The 16550-nt window shown below is 75.4% G+C and carries 19 protein-coding genes; 8 read left to right on the plus strand and 11 right to left on the minus strand.

Annotated elements, in window-relative coordinates; translation table 11 throughout:
* Positions 1–42 precede the first annotated feature (42 nt).
* Positions 43–684, minus strand: coding sequence for a TetR family transcriptional regulator (locus LN037_RS23405; RefSeq protein ID WP_230757774.1), 642 nt, complete (start codon positions 682–684; stop codon positions 43–45).
* A gap of 46 nt (positions 685–730) precedes the next feature.
* Here LN037_RS23405 and LN037_RS23410 point away from each other — a divergent pair, with 46 nt between their 5' ends.
* Positions 731–1210, plus strand: coding sequence for a GNAT family N-acetyltransferase (locus LN037_RS23410; protein ID WP_308286179.1), 480 nt, complete (start codon positions 731–733; stop codon positions 1208–1210).
* Here the strand turns inward: LN037_RS23410 and LN037_RS23415 are convergent.
* The 6 genes from LN037_RS23415 to LN037_RS23440 form a co-directional block, all read right to left on the minus strand.
* A complete protein-coding gene (locus LN037_RS23415) occupies positions 1200–3107 on the minus strand; it encodes a peptidoglycan D,D-transpeptidase FtsI family protein (protein WP_230757778.1) in 1908 nt (635 codons plus the stop codon). The genes LN037_RS23410 and LN037_RS23415 overlap by 11 nt on opposite strands.
* Positions 3107–3913 (minus strand): cell division protein FtsL, encoded by an 807-nt coding sequence (gene ftsL, locus LN037_RS23420; protein ID WP_230757781.1) that lies wholly within the window; start codon positions 3911–3913, stop codon positions 3107–3109. Before ftsL ends, LN037_RS23415 begins: the two co-directional genes overlap by 1 nt.
* Entirely contained in the window at positions 3910–4869 is a 960-nt protein-coding gene (rsmH, locus tag LN037_RS23425; RefSeq protein ID WP_230757927.1) for a 16S rRNA (cytosine(1402)-N(4))-methyltransferase RsmH, read from the minus strand. Before rsmH ends, ftsL begins: the two co-directional genes overlap by 4 nt.
* A 262-nt stretch (positions 4870–5131) precedes the next feature.
* The gene (gene mraZ, locus LN037_RS23430) at positions 5132–5563 is read right to left on the minus strand and encodes a division/cell wall cluster transcriptional repressor MraZ (protein WP_230757785.1); all 432 of its coding nucleotides are present in this window, start codon (positions 5561–5563) and stop codon (positions 5132–5134) included.
* 611 nt (positions 5564–6174) lie between these two features.
* Complete coding sequence (locus LN037_RS23435) at positions 6175–6543, minus strand: SCO2097 family morphological protein (protein ID WP_230757788.1); 369 nt, start codon at positions 6541–6543, stop codon at positions 6175–6177.
* A 245-nt stretch (positions 6544–6788) separates the two neighbouring features.
* Entirely contained in the window at positions 6789–7568 is a 780-nt protein-coding gene (locus tag LN037_RS23440) for a methyltransferase domain-containing protein (protein ID WP_230757791.1), read from the minus strand.
* 58 nt (positions 7569–7626) lie between these two features.
* Between LN037_RS23440 and LN037_RS23445 the strand changes: the two genes are divergently transcribed.
* Entirely contained in the window at positions 7627–8493 is an 867-nt protein-coding gene (locus LN037_RS23445) for a ParA family protein (RefSeq protein WP_230757794.1), read from the plus strand.
* A 10-nt stretch (positions 8494–8503) separates the two neighbouring features.
* On the opposite strand, the gene LN037_RS23450 is transcribed toward LN037_RS23445, so the two are convergent.
* Both LN037_RS23450 and LN037_RS23455 read right to left on the minus strand, forming a co-directional pair.
* Positions 8504–9052: an SAV_6107 family HEPN domain-containing protein gene (locus tag LN037_RS23450; RefSeq protein ID WP_230757796.1), complete on the minus strand. Its 549-nt coding sequence runs from the start codon at positions 9050–9052 to the stop codon at positions 8504–8506.
* Between the two features lie 58 nt (positions 9053–9110).
* Positions 9111–9401, minus strand: a complete 291-nt coding sequence (locus tag LN037_RS23455) for a hypothetical protein (RefSeq protein ID WP_230757798.1) — start codon at positions 9399–9401, stop codon at positions 9111–9113.
* A 291-nt stretch (positions 9402–9692) separates the two neighbouring features.
* On the opposite strand from LN037_RS23455, the gene LN037_RS23460 reads away from it, so the two are divergent.
* Together LN037_RS23460 and LN037_RS23465 are read left to right on the plus strand one after the other, a co-directional pair.
* Complete coding sequence (locus tag LN037_RS23460; protein ID WP_230757805.1) at positions 9693–10382, plus strand: GNAT family N-acetyltransferase; 690 nt, start codon at positions 9693–9695, stop codon at positions 10380–10382.
* A 65-nt stretch (positions 10383–10447) separates the two neighbouring features.
* Positions 10448–11122, plus strand: coding sequence for an LppM family (lipo)protein (locus LN037_RS23465; protein ID WP_230757809.1), 675 nt, complete (start codon positions 10448–10450; stop codon positions 11120–11122).
* 39 nt (positions 11123–11161) lie between these two features.
* Here the strand turns inward: LN037_RS23465 and metF are convergent, their stop codons facing one another.
* Positions 11162–12049, minus strand: a complete 888-nt coding sequence (gene metF, locus LN037_RS23470) for a methylenetetrahydrofolate reductase [NAD(P)H] (RefSeq protein ID WP_230757822.1) — start codon at positions 12047–12049, stop codon at positions 11162–11164.
* A gap of 132 nt (positions 12050–12181) precedes the next feature.
* Between metF and LN037_RS23475 the strand changes: the two genes are divergently transcribed.
* From LN037_RS23475 to LN037_RS23490, 4 genes are read left to right on the plus strand one after another with little or no spacing between them, the layout of a single operon-like run.
* Positions 12182–13309 carry a polyprenyl synthetase family protein gene (locus LN037_RS23475; RefSeq protein WP_230757824.1) on the plus strand — a complete coding sequence of 376 codons (1128 nt, stop codon included), beginning with the start codon at positions 12182–12184 and terminating at the stop codon, positions 13307–13309.
* Positions 13309–14790 (plus strand): phytoene desaturase family protein, encoded by a 1482-nt coding sequence (gene crtI, locus LN037_RS23480; protein ID WP_230757828.1) that lies wholly within the window; start codon positions 13309–13311, stop codon positions 14788–14790. The genes LN037_RS23475 and crtI overlap by 1 nt, the downstream gene beginning before the upstream one ends.
* Complete coding sequence (locus tag LN037_RS23485) at positions 14787–15785, plus strand: phytoene/squalene synthase family protein (RefSeq protein ID WP_230757830.1); 999 nt, start codon at positions 14787–14789, stop codon at positions 15783–15785. The genes crtI and LN037_RS23485 overlap by 4 nt, the downstream gene beginning before the upstream one ends.
* 5 nt (positions 15786–15790) lie before the next feature.
* Positions 15791–16129, plus strand: coding sequence for a hypothetical protein (locus LN037_RS23490; protein WP_230757832.1), 339 nt, complete (start codon positions 15791–15793; stop codon positions 16127–16129).
* Here LN037_RS23490 and LN037_RS23495 read toward each other — a convergent pair.
* Positions 16098–16457, minus strand: coding sequence for an Rv2175c family DNA-binding protein (locus LN037_RS23495; RefSeq protein WP_230757834.1), 360 nt, complete (start codon positions 16455–16457; stop codon positions 16098–16100). The genes LN037_RS23490 and LN037_RS23495 overlap by 32 nt on opposite strands.
* Positions 16458–16550 lie beyond the last annotated feature (93 nt).

Below are 16550 nucleotides of genomic sequence, written 5' to 3' on the forward strand. Positions count from 1 at the left end.
CCTCCCGCCCGCGGGTCGAGCGCCGGTGGCCCGATCGCGGTCTCAGCCGTCGTCGTCGGGCGTGTCGCGCGCCCCGTCGTCGAGGCCGTGCAGGTGGGCCGTGACGGCGGCCGTGGTGCGCTCGGCGTCGCCGGTGGCGAGCAGGTCGAGCAGGGCCCCGCGGAGGACGGCGAGCAGCAGTGCGCGCTCGGCGGTGCCCTCCGGGGTGGAGACGCGCTCGGAGGGCTGGTGGGCGGCGAGCAGGAGGTCCCAGTCGGTGACCGTGTCGCGGGCGAACCCGGCCCACGGGCTGTCCCGACCCCCCTCCGCGTCGGGCTCGTCGCCCAGCGACCGGCTGTAGGCCTCGAGCCAGAGCCGGAGCAGCCCGCGGTGCTCGGGCGCGGCGAGCCAGGCCCAGAGGTCGTGCCCGACCCGGGCGAGCCCGGCGTCGTCGGGCAGGGCGTCGAGGACCCGCAGCTGGTCGGCGCGCGAGCGCCCGAGTAGCGCGCGGACCAGCCCGTCCTTGCTGCCGAACAGGTAGAGCAGCACGCGCGGGCTGGACCCGACGGCCTCGGCGAGCGGGCGCAGCGACATGCCGGCCCAGCCGTGCTCGAGGACCCAGCCGTACGTCGCGTCGAGCAGTTCACGTCGGCGCGCCGACCCGGTCCCGTCGGTCGCCGCACTCGCCTCGTCGGTCGCCGTCACGAGGGACAGTGTGCTTCACTGAAACACTCGTTTCAGTCAGGAGGGTGTGAGCATGGGTGAGGTCACCGTCCGGGCGGCCGACCGTCCCGGCGACCTGGGCTGGGTGGTGATGGCGCACGGCGAGCTCTATGCCGCGGAGTACGGGTGGGCCGTCGAGCAGGTCACGGCGGGGATCGTGGCGGCCTACACGCCGGGCCCCGACGCCGCCTGGATCGCCGAGCTGGACGACCGCCGGGTCGGCTGCGTGTTCTGCGTACGGGAGGACGCGGGCACCGCGCGGCTGCGGCTGCTCCTGCTCGACCCGGCCGCCCGGGGGCTCGGCGTCGGGCGCACCCTCGTGCGCCGGTGCGTCGCGCACGCGCGGGACGCCGGGTTCTCCCGCCTCGTGCTGTGGACCAACGCGCCGCTGGCCGCCGCCCGCGGGATCTACCTCGACGAGGGGTTCGTGCTCACGGCCGAGGAGCAGCACGACGAGTTCGGCGTGCCGCTCCTCGGCCAGGACTACGAGCTGGACCTCACGGCGTGAGCTGCAGCGGCACCTGACGCGGCGGCGCCGTCGACACCGGCACGTCGCCGTGCGCGGCGAGGTAGGAGCCGATGTCGTGGAACAGCGGCGCCGCCGAGTCGCCCCCGGGCGGCGCGTCGAGCATGAGCGCGACGACGTAGCGCGGGTGGTCGGCCGGGAACATGCCGGCGAAGGTGATCCAGTACGTCGACTTCGCGTAGCAGCCGCACGACGGGTCGACCTGCTGCGCCGTCCCGGTCTTGCCCGCCACCGGGTAGCCGTCCATCGCGGCCTTGGCCCCGGTGCCCTCGTTCGGGCTCTTCCCGGCCTGGGTCACCGACTGCAGCATCTGGCGCATCGTCTGCGCGGTCTGCGGGGACATCGCCCGGATGCCCTCGGGTGCGGGCGTCGGGGTCCGCACCCCGTCCGGGGCGACCGTCGCGGAGATGACCCGCGGCGGGACGCGCACCCCGTCGTTGGCGATGGCCTGGTACATGCTCGCCATCTGCAGCGTGGTCATCGACAGGCCCTGGCCGATCGGCAGGTTGCCGAACGTGGAGCCCGACCACTTGTCGCGGGCCGGCACCGAGCCGCCGCTCTCGCCGGGCAGCTCGACGCCGGTCTTCGACCCGATGCCGAGCTTGGCGAGCATGTCGGCGAAGCGGTCGGGGCCGACGCGCTGCGCGGTCATCAGCGTCCCGACGTTCGAGGACTTCCCGAGGATGCCGTTCATCGTCATCGGCACCGGGCCGTGCGACCAGGCGTCGTTGATGGTGCGGTCGGCGACCTTGATGCTGCCCGGCACGGTCAGGACGTCCTCGGGACGGATCAACCCGGCCTCGAGCGCCGCCGAGAACGTCACGGCCTTGTTCACCGAGCCGGGCTCGAAGGGCGTGGTGACCGCGGGGTCCCCGGAGACCGGGCCACCGCCGGCGCCGGCGTTGGCCAGCGAGAGGAGCTGCCCGGTCCGCGCGTCGAGCACCACGGCGCTGCCGCCCTTCGCGCCGGTGCGCGCGACGTAGGCGGAGAGCTTCTGCTGCACGGTGTACTGCAGGTCGGCGTCGAGCGTGAGGACGATGTCCGTGCCCGCCTGCGCGGGCTGCTCGGCGCGGGTGGAGCCCGGGATCACGGCGTCGCTGCCCTCGGCGGTGTCGACGACGCGGAACCCGTCCTGCCCGGCGAGCACCGTGTCCTCGGCGCTCTCCAGCCCGACGTTGCCGTTGATCCGGCCCTTGTCCATCGACCAGGACGCGCTGCCGACGACGGAGCCGCCGACGTCCCCGGCCGGGTACTGCCGCGACTCCCGGTCCTCCTGCGCGATCTCCGGGAACTGCTCGCGGATGGTGCGCGCGGCGGTGGGATCGACCAGCGGCGCCAGCACGACGTAGCTGCGGTCGCTCATGAGGGCCGCGTAGAAGGGCGCGGGGTCGGTGCGCAGGATCGCGCCCATCCCCTGGGCGATCGCGGCCTTGCGCTGCTCGGGCGTCGGGGCGCCCGGGGTGTTGCGGATCTCGGGGGTCGACCAGTCGGCGGTGATCCGGCGCGGGTTCCCGACGAGCGCCTTGGCCTCCACCGAGAACGCCAGCGGCGTGCCGTCGCGGTCGAGGATCGCGCCGCGCTCGGCGGGTACGACGAGGCGGGTCATCCGCTGCTTCGCGGCGTCGGCGGCGAGGTCGCCCGCGCTGATCGCCTGGACCTCCACGAGCTTGCCCGCCGCGATCACGAGGAGCACGACGAGCAGCAGGCGTCCGATGCGCAGGCGGCGGCGCGGGTCCGGCGGGCGTGGGGGCCGCGGCCGGCGGGGCGGGCCGCTGCGGGGCGGCGGCGCGGGACGGCGCGGCGGCGTGCGCTCGTCGCGGCCGCGCGGGGCGGGGAACCGGGACGGCGGCCGGGTCAGGGTCGCGGGCGGGCGCGCCATCAGCGGCCGCCGCCCGTGGCGCCGGCGCCGGCGGGGGCGGGCGCGGGCGAGCCGCCCGCGGAGGACTGGACACCGGTGGCGGGGTCGGCGGTGAGGGCCTCGGGGTCGGCCTGCGAGCGGGCGTCCTGGGAGGTGGTGCTCCGGGGCTCAGCCGCAACGCCTCCTGCCGCCGGGGCGGCCGGGTCCGCCGGGGCGGCCGGGTCCGCCGGGGCGGCCGGGTCCGCCGGCGCGGGTGGGGCCGGGGCGGGCGGCGGGGCCGCGGCCCGCGCCTTCTGCGGCGTGCCGACGACCTGGCTGCTGCCGTCGGGGCGGACGAGGATCACGGCGGGCGTGCCGGCGGGCACCATGCCGATCCGCTGCGCGGCGGCGGCGAGCGCGGGCGCGGCCTGCATCGCGGCGACGTCGCGGTGGAGACGCTCGACCTCCTCGGAGCGGTCGCGCGTGGCCTGGCGCGCGTCGTCGAGGCGGTACGAGTCGGCCGCGGCGGCGGTCGAGAGCCACAGCGTCGCCACCAGCCCCGACGTCAACAGCACCATGATCAGGAGCACGAACGGCGCGGTGCCGCCCGCGATCTCGGCGGCCGCGGCGGTGCTCGCACCGCGGGTGCGCTTCGTGCCCGGCGCCGGGGCACGACGGGACGTGGCGCGCGCCCGGGCGCCCGCCTTCGTGGTGCCCGTCGTCGGCCCGTCGGCCGTCGTGGTCCTCGCCGTCGCCGTGGACGTCGAGGCCCGGGGGTCCTTCGTCGTCCTCGCCGGACCCGCGGCGCGACCCGTCGTCGTGCGCTGGGTCAGGGTTCCCGAGCTCATGCCGCCTCCCGGACGCGTTCCGCGGCTCGCAGCCGCACCGAGGCCGCCCGGGGATTCGCGGCGACCTCGGCCTCGTCGGCCTTCTCCGCGCCGCGGGTGAGCAGCGCGAGTTCGGGGTGGTCCTCGTCGCGCAGCACCGGCATGTCCGGCGGCGCGGTGACCTGGGACCGCTGGGTCAGGACGCGCTTGACGATGCGGTCCTCCAGCGACTGGTAGCTCATGACGACGATGCGGCCGTGCAGCGCGAGCGCGTCGACGGCGGCGGGCACCGCGCCGGCGATGGCGTCGAGCTCACCGTTGACTTCGATGCGCAGCGCCTGGAACGTCCGCTTCGCGGGATGGCCGCCGGTGCGGCGGCTCGCGGCGGGGATGGCCTGCTCGAGGATGGCGACGAGCTCCGCGCTGGTCCGCAGCGGAGCCCGTCGCCGGGCACGGACGACGGCCTCGACGATGCGCCGGGCCGCACGTTCCTCCCCGTAGTCGCGGAGCACCCGGACGAGCTCGCCGGGCGCGTAGGTGTTGAGGACGTCCGCCGCGCTCGGACCCGTCGTCGGGTCCATGCGCATGTCGAGCGGTGCCTCGCGGGAGTAGGAGAAGCCGCGCTCGTCCTCGTCGAGCTGGAGCGAGGAGACGCCGAGGTCGAACAGGACGCCGTGGACCGGGCCGAGGTCGAGCCGGTCGAGGACGTCGGCGATCTCGTCGAAGACGGCGTGCACGAGGTGGGTGCGTCCGGCGTGCGGTGCGAGCCGCTCCCCGGCGAGCCGCAGGGCCTCGGGATCGCGGTCGAGCCCGACGAGCGTGAGGCCGGGGTGGCGGGCGAGGAGCGCCTCGGCGTGTCCGCCCATCCCCAGGGTGCCGTCGACGACGACGGCGTCGGGCCGGTCGAGCGCGGGCGCGAGGAGGTCGAGGCAGCGCTCGAGCAGCACGGGGACGTGGCGCTCACCCGTGGTGCGCATGTGGGTGAACGGCGGGACGTCGTCGCCCGAGGGCCCGGTCGGGTCCATCGTCCGCCTCCACCGTGTCCGCTCGGGCGCTCGTCTGGTGCGTGCGGACCGGCGGGGACGCCGATCCGCGCCCGGCGGGGCACGGATGCCGTCACGTCCCGGCCCGCAGGGCGGGCGGACCTGGCACCGGGGAAGGTGTGCCAGGGCCGTCACCCTGCGGGTCGGGGCCTCACGGCACCCGAACCCCCGCGCCTGGGCGGGTCGTTCGGTGAGGTCAGAAGACCCCGGGGAGAACCTCCTGCTGGGCCTGCGCGTAGCTGTCCTCGTGCTCGTCCTGGTAGGCCTGCCACCGGGTCGAGTCCCAGATCTCGAGGCGGCTGACCGCCCCGATCACGGTGCACTCCCGGTCGAGCCCGGCGAACCGCCGCAGCTCGGCGTTGATCGGGATGCGCCCCTGCGAGTCCGGACGCTGCTCGTCGGTGCCGGCGAACAGGTAGCGCTGGTACGCGCGCACCCGCTCGTCGGTGAACGGCGCCTCGGCGACCTTCCGGGCCATCTGCTCGAACTCGTCGCGAGGGAACACGTACAGGCAGTGGTCCTGCCCCTTCGTGATCATCAGCCCCCCTGCGAGCTCGTCCCGGAACTTGGCGGGCAGGGTCAACCTGCCCTTGTCGTCCAACCGCGGGGTGTGGGTGCCGAGGAACACGGCCCCACCTCCCCGATGAGGCCCCTATCGCCCCACTGCTCACCACAATACCCCACCTCGCTCCACCTTCAACCTCGCCGGGGCGGCGTGTGCGCCCCGATCGGTGGAGTTCGCCCAGGTCAGTGCCGGTGGGGGGAGGTGGGGGATGCGGGGAGTCGGCCTGTCGACGATCCCTGATCCACCTGGTCGGAGCAGGCAATGACACGCGATCAGACGCCTGCCGAGGGCGCTCCGGGCCTGCTCGGGGGCGCGGTGGGGCGAGGTGGGGCGGCCCGTGGAGCGAGGTGGGGCGACCCGTGGGGCGGAGTGGGGCGACCCGTGGGGCGGAGTGGGGCGGCCCGTGGGGCGAGGTGGGGCGGCCCGTGGGGCGAGGTGGGGCGACCCGTGGGGCGGAGTGGGGCGACCCGTGGGGCGGAGTGGGGCGCCCGGGGCGTGAGAGTGACACCAGGCAGCCCGCGAGGCGCCTGGACCTGCCTCACGTCACCCTCGCGGACGGCGGCGGGTCGACCCCGGACACACGAACGCGCCGCCGACCCGGAGGGGTCGACGGCGCGTCGGGTTCGTGGGGCGAGCTACTCCTGCTCGAACCGCTTGCGGAAGCGCTCCTCCATCTAGGTGGTGAAGCGGCTCTTGTCCTTCTCGCCGGCCGGGGCGGCCTTGCCGTCTCCCTCACCAGCGGCCGCCTCACCCTTCTTGCCACCGGTCGCCGTGATCGCGAGGACCGCACCGGCGAACATCATGAGGAAGCCGATCACGCTCACGACCGGGAACCCGCCCGGCGAGAGCGCCTGGATGAACACGAGGCCCATCACCAGGGCGACGACTCCGACGACGAAGAGCACCACGCCTTGGATCCGCCGGCGCCGGGACGGCCGCCGGAGGCGACCTCCGCGAACGGTCGACGCGAACTTCGGATCCTCGGCATAGAGAGCGCGCTCGATCTGGTCGAGCAGGCGCTGCTCGTGCTCGGAGAGCGGCATGATTCTCCTCCGGCACCGGAACGAGAGCGTGGATCGGCCCCGGGGGAAGGGACGATCGGCACATCGACGTGATGGCTGTCCCTCATCGTACGAGCCCTCCGGCAGTCCGACTACCCGGACCGGTGTTCTGCCCCGACGATCATGCTTTCGGCCGGTGAGACGCTGGCCACGGGCCACTCCACGCGATCACCCGACCGCGTCCGGTGATCTCCGGCCGCAGATCCACGAGCGGCGTCACACGGACCTCACGCGACCGGGGAATCGGCCCCTCGCCGGGCGAGGACATGGATCCGCGAGGCGAGGTCACGGAGGGGCGGCGTGGTCGACGCGAGCTCCTCGAGCGCGACGAGGTCGCCCGGCGAACCGGCGTCCGGCGCGTGCTCGGGCACGAGGTCGGCGAGGACGCGGTGGCCCTGGACTCGCTCGAGCGTGAGCGCCGACTCCTGCTCGACGAGGGCGGTCACCTCCGCGGTGTCCATCCGCCGCAGGAGCTGGTCGGCGGCACCCCACCGGCCCGCCGGGTCGGCGAGCATGCGCCGCGCCTCCCCCACGCGCCCGCTCACCACGCGGGCCAGCACCGCGGCGTAGCGGTTGGCCACGAGCAGCGAGACGAGGCCTCCGGGAGCCGTCGCGCCCGCGAGGGAGCGCACTGCGGCCGCCGGGTCGTCGACGTACTCGAGCAGCCCGTGGCCGAGGACGAGGTCGGCGTGCAGCCCGTCGGTGACCTCGGCGAGCGCGTCCACGTCGGCCTGGAGGGCGCGCACCCGCTCCCCGACGCCCGCGTCGCGGGCCCGGCTGCGGAGCACCGCCAGGGCGTTGGCGCTCGAGTCGACGACGGTGACGTCGCACCCGTCCGCGGCGAGCGGGACCGCCCACGCACCGCTCCCACCGCCGACGTCGAGGACGCGCACCGGTCCCACGGCGGAGCCGCGCCGCGCGCGGGCGGCGTCCAGTTCGGCACGCAGGCTGTCGGCCACGACGTCGACGGCCGGGGGCACGGGCGATCGGGCCGGGCGAGCGGTCACGGCCACACCGTAGTGCTCACCCATCGGGGATCCCCGCGCGAGCCGGTACGTTGCCTTCGTGTACGTGACCGGTGTGCTCAGCCTCAAGGGCGGGGTCGGCAAGACCACCGTCACCCTCGGGCTGGCGGGAGCCGCCGCGAAGCAGGGGCTGCGCACGCTCGTCGTCGACCTCGACCCCCAGGGCAACGCGACCACCGCCCTGGAGCCCGGCGAGAGCGAGACCACCGTCGCGGACGCCCTCGAGCACCCCTCCCCTGCCGTGCTCGCCACGTCGATCGCCCCGAGCTCGTGGGACGACACGATCGACGTCCTGGTCGGCTCGGAGGACATCGAGCGCCACAACCACCCCGATCCGGGCTCCCAGCGGCTCGGCCGGCTGTCCCGCCTGCTCGCCGCCCTGCCGCGCAGCACGGTGGTCGACGCCGACGAGACGGCACCGCCGCGCCGGGGCGCCACGGCGGGCGCGTCGCTGCCGCACTACGAGCTGGTCCTGATCGACTGCCCGCCCTCGCTCGGGCAGCTCACCCGCTCCGCCCTCGTCGCCGTCGACCGCGCCGTGCTCGTCACCGAGCCGACGATCTTCGCGGTGTCCGGGGTCCAGCGCGCCTTCGAGGCCGTGCAGGCCGAGCGCGCCCACAACCCGCGCCTGCAGCCGCTCGGCGTACTGATCAACAAGTACCGCACGCGGTCGGCCGAGCACGAGTTCCGGGTGAACGAGCTCCGCGAGCTGTTCGGGCCGCTGGTGCTCTCCGGTGTGCTGCCGGACCGCACCGCCGTGCAGCAGGCCCAGGGGGCCGGCGTGCCGATCCAGCGGTGGGACACCCCGGGCGCCCGGGAGATCTCCCAGCAGTTCGACGTGCTCCTCGGCCGGATCGTGCGCGCGGGCCACAGCGCCCGTGAGCGCCGCGGTCGCCGGACCGGCTGAGCCGACCGGCTCAGGGCGTCCGCAGTCCGGCCACCGTCCGGGTGACGAGGGCGAGGAAGAGGTCGGCCTGGCGCACCATGTCGTCGGCGTCCCGCTGACCCACCAGCCGCGTCGCCCCGGCCTCGACGGCCGAGCGGGTCGAGGAGTGGGCCGCGAAGAACGCCGCCCACTCGCCGTACTCGGGGGCGACCGAGCCGAGCAGCGTCCATGCGTCGGTGGGCCGCGACGAGCGTCGCGCGACCGCGCGGACCGCGAGGACGGCGGCCGCCGACCGCAGCGCGGACAGGTGCGCGAGGCGGAACCGCTCGGCCGGGGTGGCCGCGCCCTGGGCCTCCCGGAGCCCCTCGCGGGCGGCACCGAGCAGGGTGACGACCGAGCGCGACGGCGGCGGCGCCGGCGGGCGCGGTGCGGCCGACGACCGACGACGGGCCTCACCGCGGTGCCCGGCCACGGGCGCACGTCCGGCCGGTCGCGGGCGGCCGCCGCCGCGCGGGGCGGGCGCCGAGGCGCCTCCGGTGTCGAACAGGTCGCCGGTGCTGCAGGTGGTGGGGGTGCTCACGGGGGACTCCTCGCGGGTCGGACGGGTCAGGCGGACGGGGCGGAACGGGGCGGTCAGGTCAGGTCAGCCACCGGAGGTCCCAGACCCCCGGGCCGGAGCGCATGCGCAGGACGAACTCGGCGGCCGGCAGGTGAGGCTCGTCGGAGCGGCGGGCGAGCACCCGCCAGCACCGGCAGCGGTCTCCCCCGATGGGCATGGCCGAGCGGAACGGCCACCGCGACTCCTCGATCCACCGCTCCTGGACCTCGGTGACCAGGTAGTGGCTGTCCCTGCGGTTCGGCCGACGGTGGAACTCGACGGGGTCCCCGTCGACGCACCGGACCTGGACCGGCGAGGGATTGCGAACCATGCGTCCTCCACGGCGGCGCGTTCCTCCCCACCCCGCCTCGTGCGGGAGCGGGCTGTGCCTGCCACCGTGGGGAAGCCGGCGGCCGGCCCGGCCGACGGAGCGCTTCCCCACGCCCCGCCGACCCGGTCGATCGAACACGTGTTCGATACCCCTGAGTGAACCCTGCACCGGCCCGGACGTCAAGTCGTCCGGGAGTGGGCGTGATCCGCGCCGCCCGGCGTGATGAGATGGCCCGATGGACCGGGAGGCGACGGCGTCGGCGACCCCCGCCCGCGCGTCGCGGGCCGCCCGATGACGGCCGCACCGGAGGACGTGCACCTGGTCGACCTCGAGCCCGCGGACCTCGGCCGCCGTCTCGACGAGGCCCTCGAGCTCTACGTCCGGGCGATGGGCTACCCGGCGGGCACCGCCCGGCAGCGGGCCCCGATGTGGCTCGAGCACTCCCGCCGCGTCGGGTGGCGCGCGGTCGCGGCCGTGGACGACGACGACACCCTCCGCGGGATCGCGTACGGCTACCCGGGAGCCCCCGGGCAGTGGTGGTACGAGGAGGTCCGGCGCGGGCTGCGGCGGGCGAACCGGCCGACGCGCTCGGTCGGCGGCGCGCTGTTCGGCAGCGGGCTCGGGCGGCTGCTCGGGGACGGCGGGTCGCACACGGACACGCCCGACCTCGACCCGTGGCCCCTCGACGACGACCCGGACCGCTACCTCGGCGACTACTTCGAGCTGACCGAGCTCCACGTGCGCACCGACGTCCAGGGCCGCGGCCTCGGGGAGGCGCTGCTCCGGCGCCTGCTCGACCGGGCCGACGCGGGCCACGTGCTGCTCTCCACGCCCGAGGCGCCGGTCCCCACCCGCGCCTGGCTGCTGTACCGGCGGTGCGGCTTCCGCGACCTGCTGCGCCACCACCGGTTCTCGAGCGACCCGCGCCCCTTCGCGGTGCTCGGCCGGCCGCTCCCCCTCGAGTCCCGCGACGAGGCCTGACCGCACCGGGCCGCGTCGGGCCGCGTCAGGCCGTGGCTGTCGGACCCGCCTGGCACGATGTCGACGTGCCCACCCGCCGTCGCCGACGCTCCCTGGTCCTGCTGGCCGTCGTCCTGGCGCTGGTGGCGCTGCTCGGCACGGGCTGCGTCCGCGTCCGCGCCGGCCTCGCGGTGTCCCCGGAGGACACCGTGTCGGGCACGATCGACATCGGGACGCCGGACGGCACGCCCGCGGGCAACGGCCCGCCGCTGCAGGTCCCGTCGGATCTGTCCGGCGACGTGACGATCACCCGCTACGAGCAGGACGGCTACATCGGCTCGCGGGTCGAGTTCGAGGACCTGTCGTTCGACGACGTGTCCCGCCTGCTCCCCCAGATCAGCCCCACCACCTCGTCGGCCGTGCGGCTGCAGCTGCGCCGGGCGGGCGACCGGGTGCTGCTCTCGGGCCAGGTCGACCTGACGCGCGTGGCGCCGGAGAGCGCCGACGTGCAACTGAAGATCGCGTTCCCGGGCACGGTGCGTCAGACCGACGGCACCGTCTCCCAGGGTGTGGTGAGCTGGACCTTCACCCCCGGTGCGGTCGGCGAGGTCAACGCCGTCGCGGAGTACCCCGACCCCGACGCCCCGTCGTGGGTCAGCTGGGCACTGCTGCTCACCGCGGTCGTCCTCGTCGCAGCCGGCGTGGTGTTCGCCCTGGCGGCGGCGACGCGCCCGCGGGTCGACCGTCGGGCGCGCCGCTGAACGGCGCGACCCGGCGGGTCGCGCCGCGCGGCACGGGCGTCAGGCGGTCGGGTCCGCCGCGATGCCGAGCCGCTGCACCACGTCCACGACGGCGGGGTGGCGGTTCATGCTGATGTAGTGGATGTTGCCGACGCCCTCGTCGAACATCCGCTGGGAGAGCTCGACGCACAGGTCGATGCCCGCCTCCCGGAACCCGGCGGCGTCGTCGACCAGGGGCTCGAGCCGCTCGGCCATGGCCCCCGGCAGGGCGGCCCCCGAGAAGTCGGCGCCGCGCTCCATCGCCTTCGGCGTCGTGATCGGCATGAGCCCGGGCATGATCGGGATCTCGCAGCCGGCGGCGGCGATCCGGTCCCGCATCCGCAGGAACTGGTCGGCGTCGTAGAACATCTGCGTGATCGCGAACTCCGCGCCCGCCTTCACCTTCTGCACGAAGAACCGCGTGTCGGTGTCCTCGTCCGCCGAACGCGGGTGCAGGTAGGGGAACGCGGCGACGCCGACGCAGAAGGTGCCGAGGCGCCGGACCATGTGGACCAGTTCCTCGGTGTAGGAGAACCCGGCGGGGTGCGGCACCCACTCGGCGTCCTTGTCGTTCGGGGGGTCGCCCCGGATCGCGAGGACGTTCGAGATGCCCGCCTCGGCGTACGAGCCGATGACGTGGCGCAGGTCGTCCATCGAGGCGTCGACCGCGGTGAGGTGCGCCATCGCCGTCAGGGTGGTGTCGGTGGCGATGCGTCCGGTGGTGCGCACGGTGCGATCGCGGCTCGACCCCCCGGCGCCGTAGGTCACCGAGACGAACGCCGGGTCCAGCGGCTCGATCGAGCGCACCGTGTTCCAGAGCGTGCGCTCCGCCTCGTCGGTCTTCGGGGGGAAGAACTCCACCGAGAAGGTCGGCGTCCCACGCTGGATCCGCTCCATGACAGTGGCCATCCGGTGACCATACGTGGCCGGGCGGCGCGTGTGGGGCTTTCGTGTGACGGTCGACGCGAGGGCTTGCGCCCGACCAGCCGGTCCGGCGTGGGTTCCCTACCCTGGTGATCGCCGACGGCGGGAGGAGATCGGATGACCTTGGGCCGGACGCTGTCCGCGCAGGACACGGGCCCCGCCGGGGCGCTCGACGGGATCGCGGCGATCGAGGCGGACCTGCCCGCGGCGGTCACCGCGGAGCTCGGCCGCTACCTCGACGGTCGACGGGAGACGTGCGCGGACCTCGCGCCCGAGTTCGTCGACGCCGTGGACGATCTCGCGACGATGGCCCTCGGCGGCGGCAAGCGCCTGCGCCCCACCTTCGCCTGGTGGGGCTGGCGCGGTGCGCGCGGGTCGTCGCCGTCGCCCGAGGTGGTGCTCCGGGCCGTGTCGGCGCTCGAGCTCGTCCAGGTCTGCGCCCTCGTGCACGACGACCTCATCGACGACTCCGACCTGCGCCGTGGGCTCCCGACGGTGCACGCGCGCTGGACCGCCCGACACGCGGAGCGTGACTGGATCGGTTCCTCCGAGCGGCTCGGCGCGGCGGTCGCGATCCTCGTCGGCGACCTCGCCCTCGCCTGGTCCGACGACATGCTCCGGGCCGCCGGGCTCGACGCGGCCACCCTCGGGCGCGTCGCCGCGGTGTGGGACGCGATGCGGACCGAGATGCTGACCGGCCAGTTCCTCGACGTCGTCGGCCACGCGACCGACCAGGCCACGCCCGAGGGCGTCCTGCGCATCAGCCGCTACAAGACCGCGGCCTACACGATCGAACGCCCGTTGCACCTCGGCGCCGCGCTGGCCGGCGCGGACGACGACCTCGTCGCGGCGTACCGACGCTTCGGCACCGACCTCGGCATCGCCTTCCAACTGCGCGACGACCTGCTCGGCGTCTTCGGCGACCCCGCCGTCACCGGCAAGCCCGCGGGCGACGACCTGCGCGAGGGCAAGCGCACGCTGCTCGTCGCGCTCGCCCGCCGGCACCCCGACCAGGACGCCGCGGCGCCCGTCGAGCACGCGCTCGGGCGCGACGACCTGACCCCCGCTGACCTCGACGCCGCGCGCACCGCGCTGCAGGAGCTCGGCGTCGTGGACGAGGTGGAGGACCGCATCACCACGCTGACCACGTCGGCGCTCGACGCGCTGACCGCCGCCGACGTCGAGCCGGCGGCGCGGGAGTGCCTCGTCGCGCTCGCCGCCAAGGCGACCCGGAGGACCTTCTGATGGCCGGCGGGAACCACGTCGTCGTCGTGGGTGCGGGCCTCGGCGGCCTCACCGCGGCGCTGCACCTGCGCGGAGCGGGCCGCGAGGTCACCGTCGTCGAGCGGGAGCCGTTCGCCGGTGGCCGCGCCGGGCGGATCGACCTGCCCGACGGCCGGGGCGGGGCCTTCCGGCTCGACACCGGCCCCTCGGTGATCACGATGCCCGACCTGCTCGAGGAACCGCTGGCCGCGGTCGGCGAGAAGCTGGGCGACCGCCTCGACCTCGTGCGCCTCGACCCGGCCTACCACGCGCAGTTCGCCGACGGCAGCGAGATCCGGGTCCACACCGACGGCGACGCCATGGAGCAGGAGATCCGGGAGAAGATCTCCCCCCGTGACGCCGAGGGCTACCGCCGGCTGCGCGCCTGGCTGACCGAGCTGTACGGCGTCCAGATGGCGACCTTCATCGACGCCAACTTCGACTCGCCGCTCGACGTCCTCTCCCCCGATCTCGTCCGCCTGGGCCTGCTCGGCGGCTTCGGCCGGCTCGGACCGCGGATCGCGAAGTTCATCGACGACGAGCGCCTGCGCCGGATCTTCTCCTTCCAGGCCCTCTACGCCGGGGTGCCGCCGGCCAAGGCGTTGGCGGCGTACGCGGTGATCGCCTACATGGACACGATCGCCGGGGTCTACTTCCCGAAGGGCGGGGTGCGCGCCCTGCCCCAGGCCTACGCCGACGCGGCGGCCGCGGCGGGCGTGGAGTTCCGCTACGGCACCACCGTCACCGGGCTGACCCGCAGCGGGTCGCGGATCACCGCGGTCGAGACCGACGACGGGGCCGTTCCGACCGACGCCGTCGTGCTCACCCCCGACCTGCCGGTGGTGCACCGCATGCTCGGGCGGACGCCCCGGCGCGCGGTGCCCCTGCGCTGGTCGCCCTCGGCGTACGTCGTGCACCTCGGCCTCGACCGGCCGATGGCCGACCTCGGCCACCACACGATCTCCTTCGGGAACGCCTGGGCATCGACCTTCGACGAGATCATCGCCGACGGCCGCCTGATGTCCGACCCCTCGCTGCTGATCACGCGGCCGACCGCGACCGATCCGTCGCTCGCCCCCGCGGGCGGTGACTACGTGTCGGTGCTGGCGCCCTGCCCGAACCAGGACACGGCGCCCGACCTCGACTGGGAGCGGGTGGGACCGCGCTACCGCGACGAGCTGCTGGACGTGCTCGCGGGGCGCGGGATCGACCTGGGCGACCACGTCGTCGCGGAGCACCGCATCTCCCCCGCCGACTGGGCCGGGATGGGCATGGCCGCCGGCACCCCGTTCTCCGCGGCGCACACGTTCGCGCAGACCGGGCCGTTCCGGTCGAGCAACCGCGTCCGCGGGGTGGACAACGCCTTCCTCGCGGGCTGCGGCACCACCCCGGGCGTCGGGGTGCCCACGGTGGTGGTCTCCGGGAAGCTCGCGGCCGCGCGGATCGCCGGGATGCGTCCGTGACGACGGGTGTGGCCGCTCCCGCCGTCCCGCCGCGCAGGGCGGCGGCGGAGCTGGACGCGGCGGGCATCACGGCACCGGCCCTGCGCGGCGCCTACGCGCGGTGCCGCGCCCTGAACGCCGAGCACGGTCGCACCTACTTCCTCGCGACCCGCCTGCTCACGCCCGCCCAGCGCCCGGCGATCCACGCCCTCTACGGGTTCGCGCGGATGGCCGACGACGTGGTGGACGCCCCCGGCGCGGCCACGGTCGCCGAGGTCGTGGCACGGATCGAGGAGATCCGCGCCCGGATGCGGGTCGCGCTGTCGGGGACGCGCGACGTGCTCACCGAGGAACCCGTGGTCGCCGCCCTGGCCCACACCGTCGACCGCTACGGCATCGACCACCGCCACCTCGAGGACTTCATGGACTCGATGGCGATGGACCTGACCGTCACCGACTACCCGACGTTCGACGACCTCGCGGTCTACGTGCACGGCTCGGCGGCGGTGATCGGGCTGCAGGTGCTGCCGGTCCTCGGCACCGTCGTGCCGCGGGAGGAGGCCGAGCCCGCGGCGGCGGCCCTCGGCGTCGCCTTCCAGATCACCAACTTCCTGCGCGACGTCGGCGAGGACCTCGACCGCGGGCGCATCTACCTCCCCGCGGACGAGCTGGCCGCGTTCGGGGTCGACCGCGAGCTCCTGACGTGGTGCCGGGAGCAGGGCCGCACCGACCCGCGGGTGCGCCGGGCGATCGCGCACCTCGTCGCCCGCACGCGGGCGATCTATCGGCGCGCCGACGCCGGGATCGCGCTGCTCGACCCCGTCTCGCGGCCCTGCGTGCGCACGGCGTCGGTGCTCTACGGCGGCATCCTCGACGAGATCGTGGCGGCGGACTACGACGTGCTCGCCCACCGCGTCGTCGTGAGCAACGCCCGCCGCGCCGCCGTCGCCGGTCCCGGCCTGCTGCGCGCCGTCGCGGCCCGCCACCGGCCCGGAGCACGCCGCCGCGCCCGGTGACGGCCGTGCCCGACGAGCTCGTCCTCGCGTTCGACGCGGACTGCCACCGCTGCCGGACGGTGGCCCGCGAGGTCCGGCGGCGGGTGCCGGAGCTCGAGGTGCTGCCCCTGCGCGACTACCGCGTGCGGGCCTGGCGCGCCGGGGCCTACGGCGCGGACCCGCCGCACGCCCCGACGCTGCTCGCCGTGACCGTCACCGCGGACGGCCGGGACCGGGTGCGGGCCTGGCACGGACCCGCCGTCGTGGGCGGACTGCTGCGGACGCTGGGGCCGCGGCGCACCGCGGCCCTCGCACCCGTCGTCGTCGCCCTGGTCAGAAGGCCATCGCCTGGGCGCGCCGCTTGACCTCGCCGCCGCGGTCCGAGCGCAGCGCCTCGATCGGCGCGCCGGGCAGCGTCGGGTCCTCCTGGAAGAGCCAGCGCAGGATCTCCGCGTCGGTGTAGCCCCCGTCGCGCAGGAGCGTGATCAGCCCGGGGAGGCCCTTGACCACGCCGGTGTCGACGAGGAAGGCGGCGGGGACGATCCACTGGTCGCCCTCGCGGACGCCCAGGAGCTGGCCCTGTTTGATCATCTGGCCGACCCGGGTGCGGGGCACGCCGAGTCGCTCGCCGGCCTGGGCGAGGGTGAGGGCGTCGATCTCGCGGCCGACGAGAGCGGTCAGTGCGGCGGTCATCGGAGCAGACTGTGCCAGAGCGACGGCCCGCACAACATCAGCCCCACGGGAGACACGGTGCCGCGCGTCGTCCACGCCGCGCCGCGCCTGCCG

It is taken from the genome of Actinomycetospora soli (genome assembly GCF_021026295.1).
Taxonomy (GTDB): Bacteria; Actinomycetota; Actinomycetes; order Mycobacteriales; family Pseudonocardiaceae; genus Actinomycetospora; species Actinomycetospora soli.